Here is an 18977-nt window from a genome sequence, read left to right on the forward strand (position 1 = left end):
GGGGACTACCTCTCCTCGAGCGTGGTCGACCCACGCGACGAACAACCGACAAAGGGTACGCCGGATACCGACCGGGTGGCACGCCAACCATCAGGATGCGCGCAAACCTTGTGCGATTACGACGGTGATGATAGCGGCGGGCGGGCACCTCCCTGCCCAGTGGTGCCCGCCGGAGTCGGTGTGTCGCTATACCCGAGCTCAGTCCTTGAGCGGACGACCCTGCGGGTCCGGCACCTTGCCGGTGAGGATGAGAATGCCGTCGATGAGCGACCAGATGCCGAACCCGCCGCAGGTGATCAGTTGCAGCACACCGATGGTGGTGTACCCGAGGTAGAAGCGGCCGATACCCAATCCGCCGATCAGAATCTGCAGCAGGCCCGCAGTCAGCTTGGACTTGTCCGAGTAGGGCACGCCGTACGGATCGCGGCCGAAGGGGGCCTCGGCATCCGCGCCGTACGGCATCGGCTGACCGAACCCACCGGGCTGACCGTACGCGGGCTGCGCACCGTAGGGCTGCTGACCGTAACCGGGCTGGGGCTGACCATAACCCGGCTGCGGCTGACCGTATCCGGGCTGCGGCTCACCGTAACCCGGCTGCGGCTGACCGTATCCGGGCTGCTGGCCGTACCCCGGCTGGGGCTGGCCGTACTGCGGCCCGGTGCCGGGCGCCCCGTATTGCGGGCCGCCCTGCTCGGGCTGCTTGTTGAATGGATCGGTCACTCGCGTCCTCCTGAATCGCGGGCCGCACGGCCCCCTGTGTGCTGAACCCGCCGTGCGACTGCGATACGCGGCGGTCAGGAGCCATTCTTGCCCGAGTCGACCGCTTTCGTCGCGTCGAGCGTGATCGCCGGCTCGGAATCGCCGGATTCTGAAGAGTTATCGCGGACCTCGGCGGATTCGTTGCCTTCCGAAGAGGATTCGGAGTCGGAGTCATCGCCGGATGTCCCGACCGATTCGGATTCCGACAATTCCGACGAGTCAGACGATTTAGGCTTATCGAGATCGACTGCGGTAGCACCGGACTCGGCCACCACGACCTCGGTCCCGGCACTCGCCGCACCGTAGGCGCGCAGTGCGCCGAACTGCCACGGCCACGGTCGCTCCACGCCCGCGCGCACCTGCTCGGCCGTCTCGCGTCCCTTGGTCGCGAAAATGAAATAGGCGATGGCGCACAGGAATACGATCGCCGAGGTGAACGAGTTGATCCGGATCCCCGCGATATGCGTGGCGTGATCATCGCGCAGCAATTCCACGAAGAACCGCCCGAAGCAGTAGATCGCCACGTACAGCGCGAACAACCGCCCGTGCCCGATCCGGTACTTGCGATCGGCCCAGAGCAGCGCCGCCACGCCCAGCAGATTCCAGATCAGCTCGTACAGGAAGGTCGGCTGCACGATGGCGACCGGCGGACCTGCGGCGCTGCCGTTCATCGGCGACGGACCGCCGTTGGCGTCGAAGCGGTCGTAGATCTCCAGACCCCAGGGCATGGTGGTCGCGCGACCGAAGAGTTCCTGATTGAAGTAATTGCCGATCCGCCCGATACCCTGCGCCAGCAGAATGCCGGGCGCGATGGCGTCACCGAAGGCGGGCAGCGGAATCTTGTAGACCCGGCAGCCGATCCACGCGCCGACCGCGCCCAGCAGTACCGCACCCCAGATGCCGAGGCCGCCCTGCCAGATCTTCCACCAGTCGCCCGAATTGCCGCCGGGCCCGAAGTACGTCGACCAGTCGGTGGCCACGTGATAGAGCCGCCCGCCGATCAAACCCAGCGGCACCGCGAACATGGCCACATCCAGCACCATGCCCTGCTGACCGCCGCGCTGCTGCCACCGCTTCTCCCCCAGCCAGATGGCCACGACAATGCCGATGATGATGCAGATGGCATAGGCCCGCAGCGGGAAAGGACCGATATCCCATACGCCGCGAGGCGGACTGGGAATGTAGGCCAGCACGTCGGAGGCCGGAAGCTGGTCGGCCAGGGCTCGAATGGTCACGAGTCCCCACCGTAGCGGAATTCGCCGCGCGGGCATGTGCCCCGGGTGGCGCGCCGCGAACACCCCGGGCGAACAACGCTCGCGGCGGACGGGCGAATTCATGGCCGCAGGTAACGGGCGCGGGGCGAAGTCCCCGCGAGCCGCGTACATCGGGACGGGCGGCAGAGTGCGGGCGCGCGGCGCGGTCGCTTGCGGGCGCGCCGACCGGCAAGGACCGCAATAGCATTGGGCGCGTACCGAATTCGATACGCGCCCAATGCTATTGGTTGTTCGTCAGGAGGCGACGGCCGCCGAACGCACGCCGAGCGCGAGCTCCTCGGTCAGCGTCCGCACCGCGCCCAGGCCCTGCGCCGCGGCGCTCACCAGGGCCGAGCCGACAATGACACCGTCCGCGTACGAGGCGATTTCGGCCGCCTGCGCGCCATTGCGCACACCCAGGCCCACGCCGATCGGAATATCCGAATGCGCGCGCACCCGGGCGCACAGCGCCGGAGCCATATCCGAGACCGCGTCACGGGCGCCGGTGACGCCCATCGTCGACGCCGCGTAGACGAATCCGCGCGAGGCTTCCAGGGTCTTGACCAGCCGCTCCTCGGTGGAGGAGGGCGCGACCAGGAAGATGCGGTCCAGGTTGTAGGTGGACGAGGCCACGAACCAGTCGTCGGCCTCCTCCGGAATCAGGTTCGGCGTGATCAGCCCGAGGCCGCCCGCCGCCGCCAGATCGCGGGAGAAGGTGTCGACGCCGTACTGCAGCACCGGATTCCAGTAGGTCATGACCACGGCCTTACCACCGGCCTGAGTGATGGCCTCGACGACCTTGAAGACATCGCGCACCCGCACACCACCGGCCAGCGCCTGTTCGGCGGCGGCCTGGATGGTCGGGCCGTCCATCACCGGATCGGAGTAGGCGACGCCGACTTCGATGATGTCGCAACCGGATTCGACCATGGCGCGGCAGACTTCGATACTGCCCCGCAGATCCGGGTATCCGGCGGGCAGGTAGCCGATCAGCGCCGCGCGGTTCTCCTCGCGGCAGGCCGCGAAGGTATTGGCGAGACGGGACTGCTGGCTCATTCGGCCCCCTCGTTCTTGTCGAAGAGCCCGAACCAGCGGGCGGCGGTGTCCATATCCTTGTCGCCCCGACCGGACAGGTTCACCAGGATGATCGCGCCCTCGCCCAATTCCCGCCCCAGCTTCAGCGCACCCGCGACGGCGTGCGCGGATTCGATGGCCGGGATGATGCCCTCGGTGCGGCTCAGCAGCAGGAGCGCGTCCATGGCCTCGGCATCGGTGATGGGCCGGTATTCGGCGCGGCCGATGTCCTTGAGGTGGGCGTGCTCCGGGCCGACGCCCGGATAGTCCAAACCGGCTGAGATGGAATGCGATTCGATGGTCTGACCGTCTTCGTCCTGCAGCAGGTACGAGTACGCGCCCTGGAACGCCCCGGGCCGTCCACCCGCGAAAGTGGCCGCGTGACGGCCGGTTTCGACACCGTCACCCGCCGCCTCGTAACCGATCAGGCGCACGCCCGCATCGTCGATGAAGGGGTGGAAGATGCCGATGGCATTGGAACCGCCACCGACACAGGCGGTTACGGCATCGGGCAGCCGACCGGTCAGCGCCTGGATCTGCACCCGCGCCTCCATGCCCACGATGCGCTGGAAGTCGCGCACCATGAGCGGGAACGGATGCGGGCCCGCGGCGGTGCCGAAGCAGTAGTAGGTCTCGTCGGCATTGGTGACCCAGTCCCGCAGCGCCTCGTTGATAGCGTCCTTGAGGGTCTGCGAACCCGTTGTCACACTGATGACTTCGGCGCCGAGCAGCCGCATGCGGGCCACGTTCAACGCCTGTCGGGCGGTGTCGACCGCGCCCATGTAGATGACGCACTCGAGGCCCAGCAGCGCGCACGCGGTGGCGGTGGCGACGCCGTGCTGGCCCGCGCCGGTCTCCGCGATGACGCGCGTCTTGCCCATGCGCTTGGCCAGCAGAGCCTGCCCGAGCACATTATTGATTTTGTGAGAACCGGTGTGGTTCAGGTCTTCTCGCTTGAGCACGATGCGCGCCCCGCCCGCATGCTTGGCGAGGTTCCTGCATTCGAACACCGGCGAGGGACGCCCGGTGTAATCGCGCTGCAATCGGTCCAGTTCGTTCAGGAAGTTGGGGTCGACGCGCACCTTGTCGTACTCGGCGGTGACCTCTTCGATCACGGCCATGAGCGCCTCGGGCACATGCCGGCCGCCGTACACACCGAAGTGTCCACCCAGGTCCGGCTCGTGCGCGCTCTTGTGCGCGACGCCCGCGCTGGCCTGCGGCAGGCCGAGCGTGTTCTTGCCCAATTCGTTGGTCTGTGTCATCGGCTCTTTCACCGGCCCCGGCGAACCGGCTTCGGGCAGGACGGATGGGTTCCGGCGGTCACCAGCTCGGCCACCGCGGCACGCGGATCGCCGCTGGTCACCAGGCCCTCGCCGACGAGCACGGCGTCCGCGCCCGCACCGGCGTAGGCCAGCAGGTCCGCGGTGCCGCGGATACCGGATTCGGCAATGCGAATGACATCGCTGGGCAGGCCGGGGGCGATGCGCGCGAACACATCCCGATCCACCTCGAGGGTCTTGAGGTTACGGGCGTTCACACCGATCACGGTGGCGCCGGCCTCGAGGGCGCGGTCCGCCTCTTCCTCGGTGTGCACCTCGACCAGCGCGGTCATCCCGAGCGATTCGGTGCGGTCGATGAGCGAGGACAGCACGTCCTGCGGCAGCGCCGCCACGATCAGCAGGATCACATCCGCGCCGTGGGCGCGGGCTTCGTGGATCTGGTACGGGCCGACGATGAAGTCCTTGCGCAGGATCGGGATGTCGACCGCGGCGCGCACCGCGTCGAGATCCGCGAGCGATCCGCCGAAGCGACGCTGCTCGGTCAACACGCTGATGATGCGCGCGCCACCGTCCTCGTACGCGCGGGCCAGTACGGCCGGGTCCGGAATGTCTGCCAGGGCGCCCTTGGAAGGAGAAGACCGCTTCACCTCGGCGATCACGCCGATACCCTCTTCGTGCAGCGCCGCCTTGGCGTCACGTGGAGATTTCGCCGCCGCGGCGGCCTTCTTGACAGCCTGGAAATCCAGGAGGGCTTCCCGAGCGGCCACATCCGCGCGGACCCCGTCGAGAATCGAGTCGAGTACCGTCATCTGGCTCGAATCCTTTCTGGGGAGACGGACTTGCTGCCTGAGAATCCCCCCAGGCGCTGTCTCACCGATGCTGATAAAGAGTAAATGGCTATGTTCCCGTCACTGTCGGCGGGGCCGGAACCTGGAGCGACACTGCTCCTGATCACTGTTCAGGCGGGCTTGTGGCCCGAGCTGCCGCGCTCTGGATCATCGTGTGCGGCAGGGGTATTGGTTTGCTCGTCGGTCGGGTCCGCGCCGGCGTCGAGCGCATCCCACAGGACACGACCCGACAGGGGCTCGGCAGGGGTCGACTGTGACCCGGGTTCCGCAGCGCGCTTGACCGCGTGATGTTCGGCAACCTGTTCGGCCGCCTCCGACTTCCGGAAGACCGGATTGTCGTACTTTCCCGACAGGGGTGCGGAGCTCTCCGATGGCATGCGCGTGAGCAGCACACCGGCCCCGAACGCCGCCAGCGCACCGACGATGGTCAGTACCGCGGGCAGTGTGGAGGTCTGCACCCCCGATACATGTTCCCAGTCGCGCAATTCGGCCAGCCGACCGGCCCGGTCCGCGGTTTTCCCGGCCCCCTCGAGCAGCGCGTACGCGGGCACCGCGGCGACGGCCGCCAGCACCGCCACGATGACGCCGAGTCCGCGCCGCCACCAGCCGCGCGCGGCGAACACCGCGGCGATCGTGGCGACCAGCACCAGCGCCAGCGGGGTCAGCGCGCCGAACCAGGTGCTGCCATTGAGGTGCGCGGTCCGACCGGTACCGAGTTCACTGGTCACATCCAGGGTCACCCAGGTCATGCGCGAGGAGACCCACAGCAGTGCGGCGGCCAGGGCCAGCAGGGCCACCGCGCCGATCGGTTTGGGCTTCCCGGCAGCGGGCGCCGGATCCGGCTGTGCCGCCGGGGTTTTCGGGTCGGGCTCCGAATCAGTCATCATCGCTGCCGTTCGGACGGTAGGCGCGCAGGGTCTCCGCCGCGGCCACGGCCTTGAGCACGGCCATGGCCTTGTTGCGGGATTCGACGTCCTCGTAATCGGGATCGGAGTCGGCGACCACGCCCGCGCCCGCCTGGACGTACGCGGTGCCGTTCTTGAGCAGGGCGGTGCGAATGCAGATCGCGGTATCGGCGTCACCGGCGAAGTCCAGGTAGCCGACCACACCGCCGTAGATACCGCGGCGGGTGGGTTCGAGCTCCTCGATGAGCTCCATGGCGCGCACCTTCGGGGCTCCCGAGAGGGTGCCCGCGGGGAAGCACGCCTGCACCGCGTCGTAGGCGATCTTCCCTGCGGCCAGACGGCCCGAGACCGTCGAAACCAGGTGCATCACATGGCTGTAGCGCTCGATATGCCGGTATTCGGTGACGCGCACCGTACCGGGCTCGCAGACGCGGCCCAGATCGTTGCGGCCCAGATCGACGAGCATGAGGTGCTCGGCGTTCTCCTTCTCATCGGCGAGCAGGCCCTTCTCGAGCAGCAGATCGTCCTCCTCGGTGGCCCCGCGCCAGCGGGTGCCCGCGATGGGGTGCGTGGTGGCCACGCCGTCCTTCACCGTCACCAGCGATTCCGGGCTGGAGCCCACGATGGAGAACGCCGTGCCGCCGGAGCCGTCCGGAATGTGCATGAGGTACATGTACGGGCTCGGATTCGACGCGCGCAGCATGCGATACAGGTCGATCGGCGTTCCGCCGTACTCGATCTCGAAGCGCTGCGACAGCACCACCTGGAAGGCCTCGCCCGCCTCGATCTCCTTGACCAGGCGGCGCACGCCCGCGCCGAATTCGTCGGAGGTGCGCTGGCGGCGGAAGTCCGGTTCCGGGCGATCGAAGACCGATACGGTGGAGTCGGCGGGCGCGGCCAGCGCCTCGGTCATGCGGTCCAGGCGGGCCAGCGCATCGTCGTACGCCTCGTCGACGCGCTCATCGGTGCCGTTCCAGTTGACCGCGTTCGCGATGAGGGTGATCGCACCCTCGTGATGGTCGAAGGCCGCGAGGTCGGTGGCCAGCAGCAGCACCATCTCCGGCAGTTCGAGATCGTCGGCGGCGAGGGTGGGCAGTCGTTCCATCCGGCGCACCGCGTCATAGCCGAGGTAGCCGACCATGCCACCGGTCAACGGCGGCAGACCGGGCAGTCGCTCGGTGCGCAGCAACTCCAGGGTTTCGCGCAGTGCGAGCAGCGGGTCACCACCGGACGGCGCATCCGCCGGACTCTGTCCGAGCCACGCCGCCTCACCATCGACCACGCTCAACGCGGTCGGACTGCCCGCGCCGATAAAGGACCATCGCGACCAGGAGCGCCCGTTCTCGGCGGACTCGAGCAGGAAGGTTCCCGCCCGGTCCCCCGCCAGTTTGCGGTAGGCGGAGAGAGGAGTCTCCGAGTCCGCCAACACCTTTCGAGTCACCGGAACAACCCGATGATCGGCCGCGAGCAACCGGAACTGTTCGCGGGAGGTGGTGGAGGTGATAGACGCGCTGGGCATCCACCCATCATTCCAGGCCCACATCCACCTTCGCGGCTTCGGGGGCCGCGAACCCGCCCGTAGCGAAGCCAAGGGCAAGTTGGACAGAGCCGAAGGCCCGGCGGCGGCGAATACTCGATGCGCTCATCACCACACTCGCCGCACTCTGCTCCTCCAGCAGATGGAGAGGTCGCACGCGGTATCCCGATCGAGAGGAGTTCAACACAGATGTACCCCTCGCAACCGGTAGCACCGGAGGGTCCACGGCACGCAGCTCCGCAGGTGGGTCAGGGCTCGATGCCCGGCCAGCCGCCGCGGATGATGAATATGAACCAGCAGCAGGGCGGCAAGTACAGCGCCATCGCCTCGTTCGTCACCTATGTGAAGGCGATGGAGGCGCTCGATCCGCGGCGTTTCCCGGACGAGTACGCCGAGCACACCGATCGCATTCGGGAGCTCAAGCCGTTCCTGCGCGCACACGGCATCCTCGATGTCATGGAAATCAAGAATCCTGAGGTCGCAGCGCTCATCGGTGTGTGATTCCAGGGTGTACCCGGCGTTCTCGGACAGCCCGTGGCGGGACCGTACAGACAGGTCCGTCCACGGGCTGATTCGTGCGCGGGGGCAATCACGTAATCTGCTGCGTATGAAGCCAGGTCAGCTCGCCCCGCGGTTCGAGCTTCCCGATCAGTCCGGCACCGTCCGATCCCTCGACGCACTCCTCGCGGACGGGCCCGTGGTGTTGTTCTTCTACCCCGCCGCCAATACGCCGGTGTGCACCGCCGAGGCGTGCCACTTCCGGGATCTGGCAGGGGAATTCAAGGCGCTGGGCGCCTCGTGCGTGGGGATCAGCGCCGATGATGTCGCGGTGCAGTCCGGCTTCGCCGAGAAGCAGGGTCTGGGCTATCCGCTGCTGTCCGACCAGGGCGCGAAGGTGGCGGCCGAGTTCGGGGTCAAACGCGGACTGCTCGGCGGGATCATGCCGGTGAAGCGGACGACCTTCATCATCAACCCGGATCGCACCATCGCCAAGGTGATCAACAGCGAGCTGCGCGCGAATGTGCACGCGGACGAGGCGCTGGAATTCCTGCGCGCACGCGGCTGATTTCGTTTCGGGGGCGGACGTCCGGCGCACGCCGTCGAACTGCGCCGCACCGTGGCGAGTTGTCCGGGCCGGATGCGCCGGCCCTCTCGCCCGTGTCGTTTTCATCCGTTCAGTCCGGAGTGGCGCTCCCTGACACGCCGCACCGGGCGGCATACGCTGTGGCTATGACTATGCCCAGCACGACGCCGAGTGAGGAACTGCCCGAGCGCCAGCGATCGTCGTTCGTCACATGGCGCAATCGCATCATCGCGCTGGTTATCGCGGCGGTGGTGCTGTGGGTGGCGTATCTGATTCTGGCGGCATTCATTCCGCGGTGGTGGGCGCAGCGGATTGCCGAGAACGTGCACGGGAGTTTCTCCAAAGGCATCTGGTCCGGATTGGTGATGGGTGCGGTTTGTACCGCATTGCCGCTTTTCCTGCTGTTGTTCGCGGGAATGACCTGGCGCAAACGGGGCGGTCCGTTTATTGCGGGCGCCGCCGCCTTACTCGCCCTGATCACGGCCATCCCGAATTTGATGACGCTGACGGTCGTCCTGGGCAACTCCAATGCCGCACACGCCGGGGAGCGCATTCTCGACGTCGACGCTCCGGCATTTCGCGGCGCAGCGCTGACGGGTGCGATCGCGGCCGCGGTGCTCTTCCTACTGGTGGCATTTCTGTTGGTGCGCAGGCGAATCCGCAAACATCGCGCCGTGCGGCAGCAGGTGCGGCCGGAAAAGCCACGGGTTGCGGTCGACACTCCGCCAAATCCTCCAGAACCCGGCGCGTACTGATTTCGGCGTGCGACACGCGTGATCGATGTCACGTCATTCATGAACACCGTGACTGACGAGCGAAATCGTGGCAAACTTTGCTTTGCGGGTGACTCGCTGTTGATGCTCCACCGACTGCCGGACTGACCAGCGCAATATGTCACTTGGCTGCTACGAGAGGGCTGGCACGGTGACGAAGTGGTTGAACCCCATGGAACAGCGAGCTTGGCGTACCGTCATAGCGCTGACGACCCGGCTCCCCGCCGCCCTGGATACCCAGCTTCAACGCGAGTCCGGGATTACCCATTTCGAATACTTCGTGATGACTCTGCTCTCCGAAGAACCCGGCCACCGGTTGCAACTGAGTGAGCTTGCGCAAAAGGCAAACGCATCGCTATCGCGACTCTCGCACGTCATTTCCAAGCTCGAGCGATTGGGCTGGGCCGAGCGTGTCTCGATCTCCGGACGCCGTGGGGCGCAAGCGGTCCTCACCGACGAAGGCTTCCGCAAGGTCACCGAGGCCGCCCCCGGCTATCTGGAAACCGTCCGCGGCCTCGTCTTCGACGGGCTCGACAAGGACCAGACCACCGAACTCCTCGAACTCGGCGAGGCCATGCTCCAGCAACTCGACAAGGGTATGGCCCGGGGCGTGGGCCGCTCCGGGCGGCCCAATTCCCATCTGGATTTCGACCGCCGCGAAAACCGCTGACACCCAGCGGCTCTCACCTCTCAGTCGTCGCTTGCGAGCAGCTTGTCCCCGCGCGCGAGCAGCACATCGGTATCGAAGCAGGTGTGCGTCCCGGTATGGCAGGCCGCGCCCTCCTGATCCACGATGAGCAGCACGGTATCGCCATCGCAATCGAGCCGAACCTCGTGCACGTACTGGGTATGCCCCGAGGTCTCCCCCTTCACCCAGTACTGCTGCCGCGACCGCGAATAGTAGGTCCCCTTGCGGGTTTCCAGCGTCCGTGCCAGCGCCTCGTCATCCATCCACGCCATCATCAGCACGTCACCGGTACCGCGCTCCTGCGCGACGGCGGCGAACAGTCCGTCCTCATTGCGCTTGAGGCGGGCGGCGATTGCGGGATCGAGACTCACCGGACCACGATACCTTCGTCGCGCATGGCGGTTTTGACCTGGCCGATGGTGAGGTCGCCGAAGTGGAAGACGCTGGCCGCCAGGACCGCGTCGGCGCCCGCCTGGACCGCGGGGGCGAAGTCGCCCACCTTGCCCGCGCCGCCGGAGGCGATGACCGGGACCGAGACCGCGGCGCGGACGGCGCGGATCATGGTGAGGTCGAACCCGGCTTTGGTGCCGTCGGCGTCCATCGAGTTGAGCAGGATCTCCCCTACGCCGAGTTCGGCGCCGCGCACGGCCCATTCGACGGCGTCGATACCGGTGCCGCGTTTACCGCCGTGGGTGGTGACCTCCCAGCCCGACGGGGTGGGGGGCTGGCCCGCGGGGACGGTGCGGGCGTCCACGGACAGCACGATGCACTGGGAGCCGAAACGCTCCGACATCTCGCGCAGGACTTCGGGATTGGCGATGGCGGCGGTGTTGACCGAGACCTTGTCGGCGCCCGCGCGCAGCAGGCGGTCCACATCGGCCACCGTGCGGACGCCGCCGCCGACGGTGAGCGGAATGAAGATCTGTTCGGCGGTGCGGGTGACCACGTCGATCATGGTGCCGCGGTCGCCGGTGGAAGCGGTGACGTCCAGGAAGGTGAGTTCGTCGGCGCCCTGGGCGTCGTAGGTGGCGGCGAGTTCGACGGGATCGCCCGCGTCACGCAGGTTTTCGAAGTTGACGCCCTTGACCACGCGGCCCGCGTCCACATCCAGGCACGGGATGACCCGCACTGCCAACGTCATTGCTCTACCTCTCCTCGGACGCTTCGGCGGCCCTGACGGTCTCGCCGATCATGTCCAGTAGTTCCTCGTGCACGCCGGGCGCGGCGGCCAGCACCGACTTCGATTCGATGGTCCAGTCGCGGCCGAGCAGATCGGTGACCACGCCGCCCGCGGCGCGCACCAGCGCCACGCCCGCGGCATTGTCCCAGGGGTGATGACCGAAGACGACCGCGCCGCCCAGCACCCCGGATGCGGTGTACGCCAGGTCGATTCCGGTCGAGCCGTGCATGCGCACCCGGCCGGAGAGCCGGCTCAGCGCGCCCAGCAGGTTGAAGCGGAAGATGCCCGGAATCCGGCCCGCCCCATCGATATTGAAGGCGCCGAAGCCGATCATGGCGGCGGAGAGCTTGCCGCGCTCCAGTTTCGGCAGCGGCTGGCCGTTCAACAGGACCGGGCCGTCGACGGTGGCGGCGTAGCGCTGATTGAGACCGGGCAGCCAGGTCAGGCCGATGACAGGTTCGCCCTCACGCACCAGCGCCAGCAGCATGCCCGAAAGCGGGTGTCCCGCAGAGTAATTGAAGGTGCCGTCGATGGGGTCGAGCACCCAGGCGGTTCCGGTGGCGAGCTGGGGGCCGCCGAATTCCTCACCGTGCACCTCGAATCCGGTGCGCTCGGTCAGCTGCTGCGAGAGGGTCCGCTCCAGCTCCAGGTCGAGTTCGGTGGCGAAGTCGCCGCGACCCTTGTCGACCGCGCTGGGCGCGCCGACGCCCTCCACGAAACGCGGTGCGGCGGCGTCGAGTACGTCACGGGCGATGGTGAGCAGCTCGGCGAGTTCGGCGGCCATCAGATATCAGCGCACCGCTGCGAGAGCTTCGGGCAGGGTGAAACGGCCCGCGTACAGGGCCTTGCCGATGATGGAACCCTCCACACCGTCCTCGGTGAGGGTGGCGATGGCGCGCAGATCGTCGAGGGTGGAGATACCGCCCGAGGCCACTACCGGCGAGTCGGTGGCATTGGCGACATCGCGAAGTAGAATCAGATTCGGCCCGGTCAGCGTGCCGTCCTTGCTGACATCGGTGACCACGTACCGCGAGCAGCCGTCGCGCTCGAGCCGCTCGAGCACCTCCCACAGATCACCGCCGTCGGTGACCCAGCCGCGCCCGCGCAGCCGGTATTCGCCGTCGATCATCTTGACGTCCAGACCGACCGCGATCTTGTCGCCGTACTCGCCGATGGCGCGCCGGCACCATTCCGGATTCTCCAGCGCCGCGGTGCCCAGATTCACCCGCGCGCACCCGGTGGCCAGCGCCGCCTTCAGCGATTCGTCATCGCGGATACCGCCGGAGAGCTCCACCTTCACATCGAGCTCACCGATCACATCGGCCAGCAGCTCGCGATTGGATCCCTTGCCGAACGCGGCATCCAGATCCACCAGATGCACCCACTCGGCCCCGTCGTGCTGCCAAGCCAGGGCGGCGTCCCGAGGCGACCCGTAACTGGTCTCACTCCCCGCCTCCCCCTGAACCAGGCGCACGGCCTCCCCATTGGCGACATCGACGGCAGGTAGCAGCACAAGACTCACGGGAGCATCCTAGTGGTTACCGACCGGTCCCCCACCGTCGCCCCGCGCTTGCCCGATCGGCCGGATGTCATCGCGGACGGAGCCGGCCGCCGGTGCGGAAATCGCTACCGGGACCTTATGCGAGCTGAGACCGCGGCGGGAGGCGGTCGATATCGCCCAGGACGCGAGCTCGAAACCAGGTGGGTGCGGCCGCGACGGCGAGAATGGCGGCGGCCAGGCCGGCGGCGATGCGGAAGCCCTGGCCGATCAGGAATTCCCTTGCGGCTCGGTCTATTTCCGCGCGGGTGTACTGATCCGGTCGTCGAACAGGACATTGGCCCGCGGCCACCGGTACAGGATCGAGAGCAGGAATTGGCCGGTGATCATGAAGGCCGGTGAGGCGGCGGTCCACGCGCGGGCGGTGCGGTAGCGCACGGCGATGTATGCGGCGGGCAGGGCGCACAGGGTCAGGAGACCACCGAGGGGACGCATGATGTCACCGGCCGCGACCGTGCCCATGAACTGCTGGGTGAGCGCCAGCGAGTCCGGGATATCGTGAAAGATATTGGGGTACAGCAGCATTGTGTCCGCCGCGGTGGTCGCGAAGGCGAAACAGGCGACCGTCGCATAGTTTCCGGAGATCCGGAGCGGCGCGGTGGTGGATTTCATGACGACCTCCTCGAACCTCGACGCTAGGCCGCATGCCCCGGCAGCCGGATCCGGAATCAACCCGCATTCCACCCCGAACCCACCCACTGATTCAGTCGCGGGCGTGCAGTTCCAGGATGCGGGTGAGGGTGAGGACGAAGTTGGCTCGTTCGGCAGGGGTGAAGCCGGGCAGGAGTTCGGATTGGGCGGCTTCGAGGCGGGTGTCGAGGTCGTGCAGGTGGGTGCGGCCGGCCGGAGTGAGAGCGAGGGTGTTGCGGCGGCGGTCCGACGGGTCGGGGGTACGGGTGAGGTAGCCGCGGTCGGCGAGGTCGTTGACCGCGGCCACCACATCACTGCGATCGATGCCGGTGCGGCGGCCGACCTCGGCCTGACTGAGCGGGCCGTGTTCGTCGAGGGTGGCGAGCAGCGCGTAATGGTAGCGACGCGAGCCGGTGGGCTCCAGGGCACGTTCGGTGGCGCGATTGGCGAGGATGGCGACCTGGCCGACCAGCCGGGTCGGCAGCGCGCGCAACCTGCCGGAGCCCCCGATCCGCGCATTGTCCATAGCGAGCAATCTACAACTCTTGTTGGTGGAACCAACAGTCCGCGCGGTCGGCGAATCAGAGCGAGTCGACCCAGTTGCGCAGCAGCTGAGCTCCGGCGTCGCCGGACTTCTCGGGGTGGAATTGGGTCGCGCTCAGGGGTCCGTTCTCGACCGCGGCCAGGAACGGGACGCCGTGCTCGGCCCAGGTGAGTTTGGCCGGGGTCAGCGGGCCGCTGTCGTCGAGTTCCCAGTTCTGCGCGGCATAGGAATGGACGAAGTAGAAGCGGGTGGCTTCGTCCATTCCGCCGAACAGGACGCTGTCCTGCGGTGCCTTGACGGTGTTCCAGCCCATATGCGGCAGGATGGTGGCGTCCAAACGCTCTACGACGCCGGGCCATTCGGCGCAGCCCGCGGTTTCGACGCCGAATTCGACGCCGCGTTCGAACAGGATCTGCATGCCGACGCAGATGCCCAGTACCGGACGGCCGCCGGCCAGGCGCTTGCCGATGATGCGATCACCGCGCACGCCCAGCAGACCCGCCATGCAGGCGGCGTACGCGCCGACGCCGGGCACGACCAAACCGTCGGCGTTCAAGGCGATGTCGGGATCGGCGGTGACGGTGACCTCCGCGCCGGTGCGCGCCAGGGCGCGCGCGGCGGAGTGCAGATTGCCCGAGCCGTAGTCCAGCAGGGCCAGCTTCTTGGTCACAGGCTTCCCTTCGTGGAGGGGATGCCGGTCACCCGCGGGTCCAGCTCCACCGCGGCGCGCAAAGCCCGTGCGACAGCCTTGAATTCGGCCTCGGTGATGTGGTGCTGGTCGCGGCCGTACAGCACCCGCACGTGCAGGGCGATGCGGGCGTTGAGCGCGATCGATTCGAAGACATGGCGATTCAGGACCGTCGAGTAGGAGGCGCCCGGACCGGCGGAGGGAATCACGGTGTGCAGCAGGTGTTCCGGCTCTCCGGTGTGCACGCAGTAGGGGCGGCCCGAGACATCGACGATGGCCTGGGCGAGGGTCTCGTCCATGGGGATGAAGGAGTCACCGAACCGGCGGATGCCCTTCTTGTCGCCCAGCGCCTGCGCGAGCGCCTGGCCGAGCACGATGGCGGTGTCCTCGACGGTGTGGTGCGCCTCGATCTCGATATCGCCCTGGGCCTGCACGGTCAGGTCGAAGCTGCCGTGCTGGCCGAAGGCGGTGAGCATGTGATCGTAGAACGGGACGCCGGTGGAGATATCGGTCTTACCGGAGCCGTCGAGGTTCAACTCGACCACGATGCTGGATTCACGGGTGGTGCGTTCCACCCGGGCGATTCGGTCCATGCTCGCTTCCGTGCTCATCGGGCAACCACCTCGGTCGCAATAAGTTTCGCGCTCACGCGCAGGAATTCGTCGTTCTCGGCGGCCAGGCCGATGGTGGTGCGCAGATAGCCCGGGATGCCGACATCGCGAATGAGCACACCCTCGTCGAGGTAGTGCTGCCAGGCGCGCGGGGCCTCGGTGAAGCGGCCGAAGAGCACGAAGTTGGCGTCGGAAGGGATGACGTCGTAACCCATGTCGGTGAGCGCGGCCATGACACGATCGCGCTGCGTCGCCAATTCCGCGACACTGCCCAGGGTTTCGTCGGCATGGCGCAGCGCCGCCCGCGCCGCGGCCTGGGTGACCACGGACAGGTGGTACGGCAACCGCACCAGCAGCATGGCGTCGATGACCGCGGGCGCGGCCGCCAGATATCCGAGCCGCCCGCCCGCGAAGGCGAACGCCTTCGACATGGTGCGGCTGACAACGAGTTTCGCCGGGAACCGGTCGATCAGCGAGATGGCGCTGGGCGCGCTGGAGAATTCCCCGTACGCCTCGTCCACCACCACGATGCCGGGCGCGGCATCGAGGATCCGCTCCAGGTCGGCGATCGGAATGCTGTGCCCGGTCGGATTATTGGGGCTGGTCACGAAGACCACATCGGGTCGCTTCTCGGCGATCACCAGGATCGCGTAGTCGATATCGAGGGAGAAGTCGCCATTGCGCTTGGCCTCGACCCATTCGGTGTCGATGCCCTCGGAGATGATCGGATGCATCGAGTACGACGGCACGAAACCCAGTGCGCTGCGGCCGGGTCCGCCGAAAGCCTGCAACAGCTGCTGCAGGATCTCATTGGAACCGTTGGCGGCCCATACATTCGACACATCCACCGCGACGCCGGTCTGCCGGGTCAGGTAGGCGGCCAGATCGGTGCGCAGGCCGACCGCATCGCGATCCGGGTAGCGGTGCAGGTCGGCGGCGGCGGCGCGCACGGATTCGGCCACATCGTCGACCAGCGCCTTACTCGGCGGGTGCGGGTTCTCATTGGTGTTCAGCTGCACGGGCACCGTCAATTGCGGTGCGCCGTAAGGGCTTTTACCGCGCAGGTTCTCCCGCAGCGGCAGATCGTCCAGCGAGAGGGCGGATCCGGGGACGGTCACAGCATTCACCGCAGTTCTCCGAATCGCGCCTGGACGGCCTGACCGTGGGCGGGCAGGTCCTCGGCGTTGGCGAGTGCGACCACATATCCGGCAACGTCTTTCAGCGCCGCCTCGGAGTAGTCCACGACATGGATGCCGCGCAGGAAGGTCTGCACGCTCAAACCCGAAGAGTGCCGGGCACATCCGGCGGTGGGCAGCACGTGATTGGAGCCCGCGCAGTAGTCGCCCAGGCTGACCGGGGACCACGCGCCGACGAAAACCGCTCCGGCACTGCGTACTCGGGCGGCCACGGCGGAGGCGTCGGCGGTCTGGATCTCCAGGTGTTCGGCCGCGTAGGCGTTGACCACGCGCAGCCCCTGGGTGATGTCATCGACCAGCACGGTGCCGGACTGCTTACCGGACAGCGCCTCGTTCACCCGATCGTGGTGTTTGACCACGGCCATCTGCGCGGTGAGCGCGGTGTCCACCGCATCGGCGAGTTCGACGCTGTCGGTGACGAGCACGCTCGCGGCCAGCACATCGTGTTCGGCCTGTGAGATGAGATCCGCCGCCACATGCGCCGGATCGGCGGTGGCATCGGCCAGAATGGCGATCTCGGTGGGCCCGGCCTCGGCATCGATGCCCACCAGACCGCGGCACAGCCGCTTGGCCGCGGTGACATAGATATTGCCCGGCCCGGTGATCATGTCGACCGGTTCCAGCTGCGCGCCGCCGGTATCGATACCGCCGTAGGTGAGCAGTGCGACCGCCTGTGCGCCGCCGACCGCCCAGACCTCCTCGACGCCGAGCAGTGTGGCCGCCGCCAGAATCGTCGGGTGCGGCAATCCGCCGAACTGCGCCTGCGGCGGTGAGGCCACCACCAGCGAATCGACGCCCGCGGTCTGCGCGGGCACCACATTCATGACCACGCTGGACGGGTAGACGGCATTGCCGCCGGGTACGTACAGCCCGACCCGTTCGACCGGAATCCAGCGTTCGGTGACGGTGCCGCCGGGCACCACCTGGGTGGTCTTATCGGTGCGCCGCTGATCGGCGTGCACCTTGCGGGTGCGTTCGATGGCGACTTCGAGGGCGGTGCGCACGGTGGGATCGAGTTCTGCCAGGGCCCGGTCGAGTTCGGCGGCGGGCACGCGCACCGAGGCGGGCCGCACACCGTCGAACTTCTCGCTGAACTCCAGCGCGGCCTCGACGCCCCGATCGCGGATGGCCTCCACGACCGGTCGCACATGATGCAGCACCGAGTCCACGTCGACGCCTCCACGCGGCAGTGCCGCGCGCAGTTCGGCAGCAGTGGGAGTACGTCCGCGCAGATCCACGCGGGCGAGCTCGATGCGGCTTGTCATAGCGCTGTCAAGTCCTTGTCTGTGCTGATCATCGAAGGGGTCCGCCGGACCGTCGAAACGGCCCGCGACCAGCTACCAGACTATCGGGTCGGTGCCACCGGTTTACCGCCAGACCGCCCCGCTCGGCTACGGCGCAGGTATTTCCGCGTCGAATCGGCGGTAGACCAGATTCTGTTGCGCGAATGTCCAGGCGTTCTGGGCGAGGAAGTACAGCAGGATCGCGACCGGCCACAGCACGCCCGTCAGGAGGGTTCCGAGGGGGAAGACCCACATGGACAGCAGGTTCATCACCCGGATCTGAGCCGTCTCGGGAGCGGTTTCACGCTGTCGAGCCACGGAGAAGCGCGCCGTGCAGTGCGTGGCGATCGCGGCGATGACCACCAGCGGAATCGCCACCACGGCAACCGAACCGAGAGCGTCCCCGGCATGGGACAGGCTCAGCGACAGGGGTGCGCCGAAGAGTTCCGCCCGGAGGAACGACCGCACCTGTTCGGTCGAGAACACGTAGTTCGCCACGCCCGCGTGGAAGGAATTCAGCACGTGGAACAGGCCGATGAAGACCAGGAGCTGACCGATCATCGGCAGGAAACCGAGCAGCGGATTGAAGCTGTGCTCCTGCTGTAGCTTGCGCACCTCCTCGGCCTGCCGCTGCCGGTCGTCCTGGTACTTGCGCTGGATCTCCCGCATTTCCGGAGCGATCTTGGCGAGGGTGCGCTGGAATCTCAGCTGCGCCAGGAACGGGCGGATGAGCAGCGCCCGCAGGGTCAGGACGAGGAAGACGATGGCCAGCACCCAGGCCAATCCGCTGGAGGTGCCGAGCATCGCCGCGAAAGCCGTGTGCCACAACCAGAGCACACCGGAGACGGGGTAGTAGATGAAGTCGAGCATGGGAAAACCTCACTGCGAGGCACCCGCGTCCTGACGCGGGTGGAGCGATTCGGGGCAGCCGCGAACCCGATCGTGCGCACACGATCAGGCCGGGCAGACCCCCGGCGCTCGCGGCCGAGGCCGCCCAGCGGTATCCGGATTGCTCTGTCGCAGAAAGGCTCCGCGCCGCCGTCGCTCCGCCGACTCCGGCAGTCCGACGCTCGCGGCGGCCCGCAG

24 protein-coding genes are annotated in these 18977 nt (G+C 67.5%); 4 read left to right on the forward strand and 20 right to left on the reverse strand.

Annotated elements, in window-relative coordinates; translation table 11 throughout:
• Positions 1–198: 198 nt before the first annotated feature.
• From NA10_RS21090 to NA10_RS36950, 8 genes are all read right to left on the reverse strand, one after another.
• Positions 199–720: a TM2 domain-containing protein gene (locus NA10_RS21090; protein ID WP_067570615.1), complete on the reverse strand. Its 522-nt coding sequence runs from the start codon at positions 718–720 to the stop codon at positions 199–201.
• Positions 721–794: 74 nt separating this feature from the next.
• Positions 795–1994, reverse strand: coding sequence for a prolipoprotein diacylglyceryl transferase (gene lgt / locus NA10_RS21095; RefSeq protein ID WP_067570617.1), 1200 nt, complete (start codon positions 1992–1994; stop codon positions 795–797).
• 273 nt (positions 1995–2267) lie between these two features.
• The gene (gene trpA / locus NA10_RS21100; protein ID WP_067570619.1) at positions 2268–3068 is read right to left on the reverse strand and encodes a tryptophan synthase subunit alpha; all 801 of its coding nucleotides are present in this window, start codon (positions 3066–3068) and stop codon (positions 2268–2270) included.
• The gene (gene trpB / locus NA10_RS21105) at positions 3065–4348 is read right to left on the reverse strand and encodes a tryptophan synthase subunit beta (RefSeq protein WP_067570621.1); all 1284 of its coding nucleotides are present in this window, start codon (positions 4346–4348) and stop codon (positions 3065–3067) included. The genes trpA and trpB overlap by 4 nt, the downstream gene beginning before the upstream one ends.
• A gap of 8 nt (positions 4349–4356) precedes the next feature.
• On the reverse strand, positions 4357–5175 hold the full coding sequence (gene trpC, locus NA10_RS21110; protein WP_067570623.1) for an indole-3-glycerol phosphate synthase TrpC: 819 nt from the start codon (positions 5173–5175) through the stop codon (positions 4357–4359).
• Between the two features lie 149 nt (positions 5176–5324).
• A complete protein-coding gene (locus tag NA10_RS21115; RefSeq protein WP_067570625.1) occupies positions 5325–6098 on the reverse strand; it encodes a TIGR02234 family membrane protein in 774 nt (257 codons plus the stop codon).
• A complete protein-coding gene (locus tag NA10_RS21120) occupies positions 6091–7638 on the reverse strand; it encodes an anthranilate synthase component I (protein WP_067570650.1) in 1548 nt (515 codons plus the stop codon). The genes NA10_RS21115 and NA10_RS21120 overlap by 8 nt, the downstream gene beginning before the upstream one ends.
• 7 nt (positions 7639–7645) lie before the next feature.
• On the reverse strand, positions 7646–7813 hold the full coding sequence (locus NA10_RS36950) for a hypothetical protein (RefSeq protein ID WP_157556653.1): 168 nt from the start codon (positions 7811–7813) through the stop codon (positions 7646–7648).
• Between the two features lie 131 nt (positions 7814–7944).
• Between NA10_RS36950 and NA10_RS21125 the strand changes: the two genes are divergently transcribed.
• The 4 genes from NA10_RS21125 (at position 7945) to NA10_RS21140 (ending at position 10183) form a co-directional block, all read left to right on the forward strand.
• On the forward strand, positions 7945–8157 hold the full coding sequence (locus NA10_RS21125; RefSeq protein ID WP_245677626.1) for a hypothetical protein: 213 nt from the start codon (positions 7945–7947) through the stop codon (positions 8155–8157).
• Between the two features lie 106 nt (positions 8158–8263).
• A complete protein-coding gene (locus NA10_RS21130) occupies positions 8264–8722 on the forward strand; it encodes a peroxiredoxin (RefSeq protein WP_067570629.1) in 459 nt (152 codons plus the stop codon).
• Between the two features lie 170 nt (positions 8723–8892).
• Positions 8893–9495 carry a permease gene (locus NA10_RS21135; RefSeq protein WP_067570631.1) on the forward strand — a complete coding sequence of 201 codons (603 nt, stop codon included), beginning with the start codon at positions 8893–8895 and terminating at the stop codon, positions 9493–9495.
• A gap of 190 nt (positions 9496–9685) precedes the next feature.
• Positions 9686–10183 carry a MarR family winged helix-turn-helix transcriptional regulator gene (locus NA10_RS21140; RefSeq protein WP_245677627.1) on the forward strand — a complete coding sequence of 166 codons (498 nt, stop codon included), beginning with the start codon at positions 9686–9688 and terminating at the stop codon, positions 10181–10183.
• A gap of 20 nt (positions 10184–10203) precedes the next feature.
• Here the strand turns inward: NA10_RS21140 and hisI are convergent, their stop codons facing one another.
• The 12 genes from hisI to NA10_RS39205 all read right to left on the reverse strand — a co-directional run bounded on the left by hisI (position 10204) and on the right by NA10_RS39205 (position 18977).
• Positions 10204–10572: a phosphoribosyl-AMP cyclohydrolase gene (gene hisI, locus NA10_RS21145; RefSeq protein WP_067570633.1), complete on the reverse strand. Its 369-nt coding sequence runs from the start codon at positions 10570–10572 to the stop codon at positions 10204–10206.
• Positions 10569–11342, reverse strand: coding sequence for an imidazole glycerol phosphate synthase subunit HisF (hisF, locus tag NA10_RS21150; RefSeq protein ID WP_067570634.1), 774 nt, complete (start codon positions 11340–11342; stop codon positions 10569–10571). Before hisF ends, hisI begins: the two co-directional genes overlap by 4 nt.
• 4 nt (positions 11343–11346) lie before the next feature.
• Positions 11347–12165 carry an inositol monophosphatase family protein gene (locus NA10_RS21155; RefSeq protein WP_067570635.1) on the reverse strand — a complete coding sequence of 273 codons (819 nt, stop codon included), beginning with the start codon at positions 12163–12165 and terminating at the stop codon, positions 11347–11349.
• A gap of 6 nt (positions 12166–12171) precedes the next feature.
• Positions 12172–12903: a bifunctional 1-(5-phosphoribosyl)-5-((5-phosphoribosylamino)methylideneamino)imidazole-4-carboxamide isomerase/phosphoribosylanthranilate isomerase PriA gene (gene priA, locus NA10_RS21160; RefSeq protein WP_067570636.1), complete on the reverse strand. Its 732-nt coding sequence runs from the start codon at positions 12901–12903 to the stop codon at positions 12172–12174.
• A gap of 270 nt (positions 12904–13173) precedes the next feature.
• On the reverse strand, positions 13174–13551 hold the full coding sequence (locus NA10_RS21165; protein WP_067570637.1) for a hypothetical protein: 378 nt from the start codon (positions 13549–13551) through the stop codon (positions 13174–13176).
• A 91-nt stretch (positions 13552–13642) separates the two neighbouring features.
• Positions 13643–14095, reverse strand: a complete 453-nt coding sequence (locus NA10_RS21170; RefSeq protein WP_067570638.1) for a MarR family winged helix-turn-helix transcriptional regulator — start codon at positions 14093–14095, stop codon at positions 13643–13645.
• Positions 14096–14150: 55 nt separating this feature from the next.
• Positions 14151–14783 carry an imidazole glycerol phosphate synthase subunit HisH gene (hisH, locus tag NA10_RS21175; RefSeq protein WP_067570639.1) on the reverse strand — a complete coding sequence of 211 codons (633 nt, stop codon included), beginning with the start codon at positions 14781–14783 and terminating at the stop codon, positions 14151–14153.
• Entirely contained in the window at positions 14780–15412 is a 633-nt protein-coding gene (gene hisB, locus NA10_RS21180) for an imidazoleglycerol-phosphate dehydratase HisB (protein WP_067570640.1), read from the reverse strand. Before hisB ends, hisH begins: the two co-directional genes overlap by 4 nt.
• A complete protein-coding gene (locus tag NA10_RS21185) occupies positions 15409–16539 on the reverse strand; it encodes a histidinol-phosphate transaminase (protein WP_067570641.1) in 1131 nt (376 codons plus the stop codon). The genes hisB and NA10_RS21185 overlap by 4 nt, the downstream gene beginning before the upstream one ends.
• On the reverse strand, positions 16536–17873 hold the full coding sequence (gene hisD / locus NA10_RS21190) for a histidinol dehydrogenase (RefSeq protein ID WP_067570642.1): 1338 nt from the start codon (positions 17871–17873) through the stop codon (positions 16536–16538). Before hisD ends, NA10_RS21185 begins: the two co-directional genes overlap by 4 nt.
• A 126-nt stretch (positions 17874–17999) precedes the next feature.
• Positions 18000–18761, reverse strand: coding sequence for a membrane protein insertase YidC (gene yidC, locus NA10_RS21195; protein WP_067570643.1), 762 nt, complete (start codon positions 18759–18761; stop codon positions 18000–18002).
• A gap of 84 nt (positions 18762–18845) precedes the next feature.
• Complete coding sequence (locus NA10_RS39205) at positions 18846–18977, reverse strand: DUF6412 domain-containing protein (protein WP_307188406.1); 132 nt, start codon at positions 18975–18977, stop codon at positions 18846–18848.

Origin of the sequence: Nocardia acidivorans NBRC 108247 (assembly GCF_001625085.1) — a bacterium.
Classification (GTDB): domain Bacteria; phylum Actinomycetota; class Actinomycetes; order Mycobacteriales; family Mycobacteriaceae; genus Nocardia; species Nocardia acidivorans.

Coding starts and splice junctions, on each gene's coding strand:
- trpA (WP_067570619.1), bottom strand. CDS start 3,068: ATGAGCCAGCAGTCCCGTCTCGCCAATACCTTCGCGGCCTGCCGCGAG.
- trpB (WP_067570621.1), bottom strand. CDS start 4,348: ATGACACAGACCAACGAATTGGGCAAGAACACGCTCGGCCTGCCGCAG.
- trpC (WP_067570623.1), bottom strand. CDS start 5,175: ATGACGGTACTCGACTCGATTCTCGACGGGGTCCGCGCGGATGTGGCC.
- NA10_RS21115 (WP_067570625.1), bottom strand. CDS start 6,098: ATGACTGATTCGGAGCCCGACCCGAAAACCCCGGCGGCACAGCCGGAT.
- NA10_RS21120 (WP_067570650.1), bottom strand. CDS start 7,638: ATGCCCAGCGCGTCTATCACCTCCACCACCTCCCGCGAACAGTTCCGG.
- NA10_RS21125 (WP_245677626.1), top strand. CDS start 7,945: ATGAACCAGCAGCAGGGCGGCAAGTACAGCGCCATCGCCTCGTTCGTC.
- NA10_RS21130 (WP_067570629.1), top strand. CDS start 8,264: ATGAAGCCAGGTCAGCTCGCCCCGCGGTTCGAGCTTCCCGATCAGTCC.
- NA10_RS21135 (WP_067570631.1), top strand. CDS start 8,893: ATGCCCAGCACGACGCCGAGTGAGGAACTGCCCGAGCGCCAGCGATCG.
- NA10_RS21140 (WP_245677627.1), top strand. CDS start 9,686: ATGGAACAGCGAGCTTGGCGTACCGTCATAGCGCTGACGACCCGGCTC.
- hisF (WP_067570634.1), bottom strand. CDS start 11,342: ATGACGTTGGCAGTGCGGGTCATCCCGTGCCTGGATGTGGACGCGGGC.
- NA10_RS21155 (WP_067570635.1), bottom strand. CDS start 12,165: ATGGCCGCCGAACTCGCCGAGCTGCTCACCATCGCCCGTGACGTACTC.
- NA10_RS21165 (WP_067570637.1), bottom strand. CDS start 13,551: ATGAAATCCACCACCGCGCCGCTCCGGATCTCCGGAAACTATGCGACG.
- NA10_RS21170 (WP_067570638.1), bottom strand. CDS start 14,095: ATGGACAATGCGCGGATCGGGGGCTCCGGCAGGTTGCGCGCGCTGCCG.
- hisB (WP_067570640.1), bottom strand. CDS start 15,412: ATGAGCACGGAAGCGAGCATGGACCGAATCGCCCGGGTGGAACGCACC.
- hisD (WP_067570642.1), bottom strand. CDS start 17,873: ATGACAAGCCGCATCGAGCTCGCCCGCGTGGATCTGCGCGGACGTACT.
- yidC (WP_067570643.1), bottom strand. CDS start 18,761: ATGCTCGACTTCATCTACTACCCCGTCTCCGGTGTGCTCTGGTTGTGG.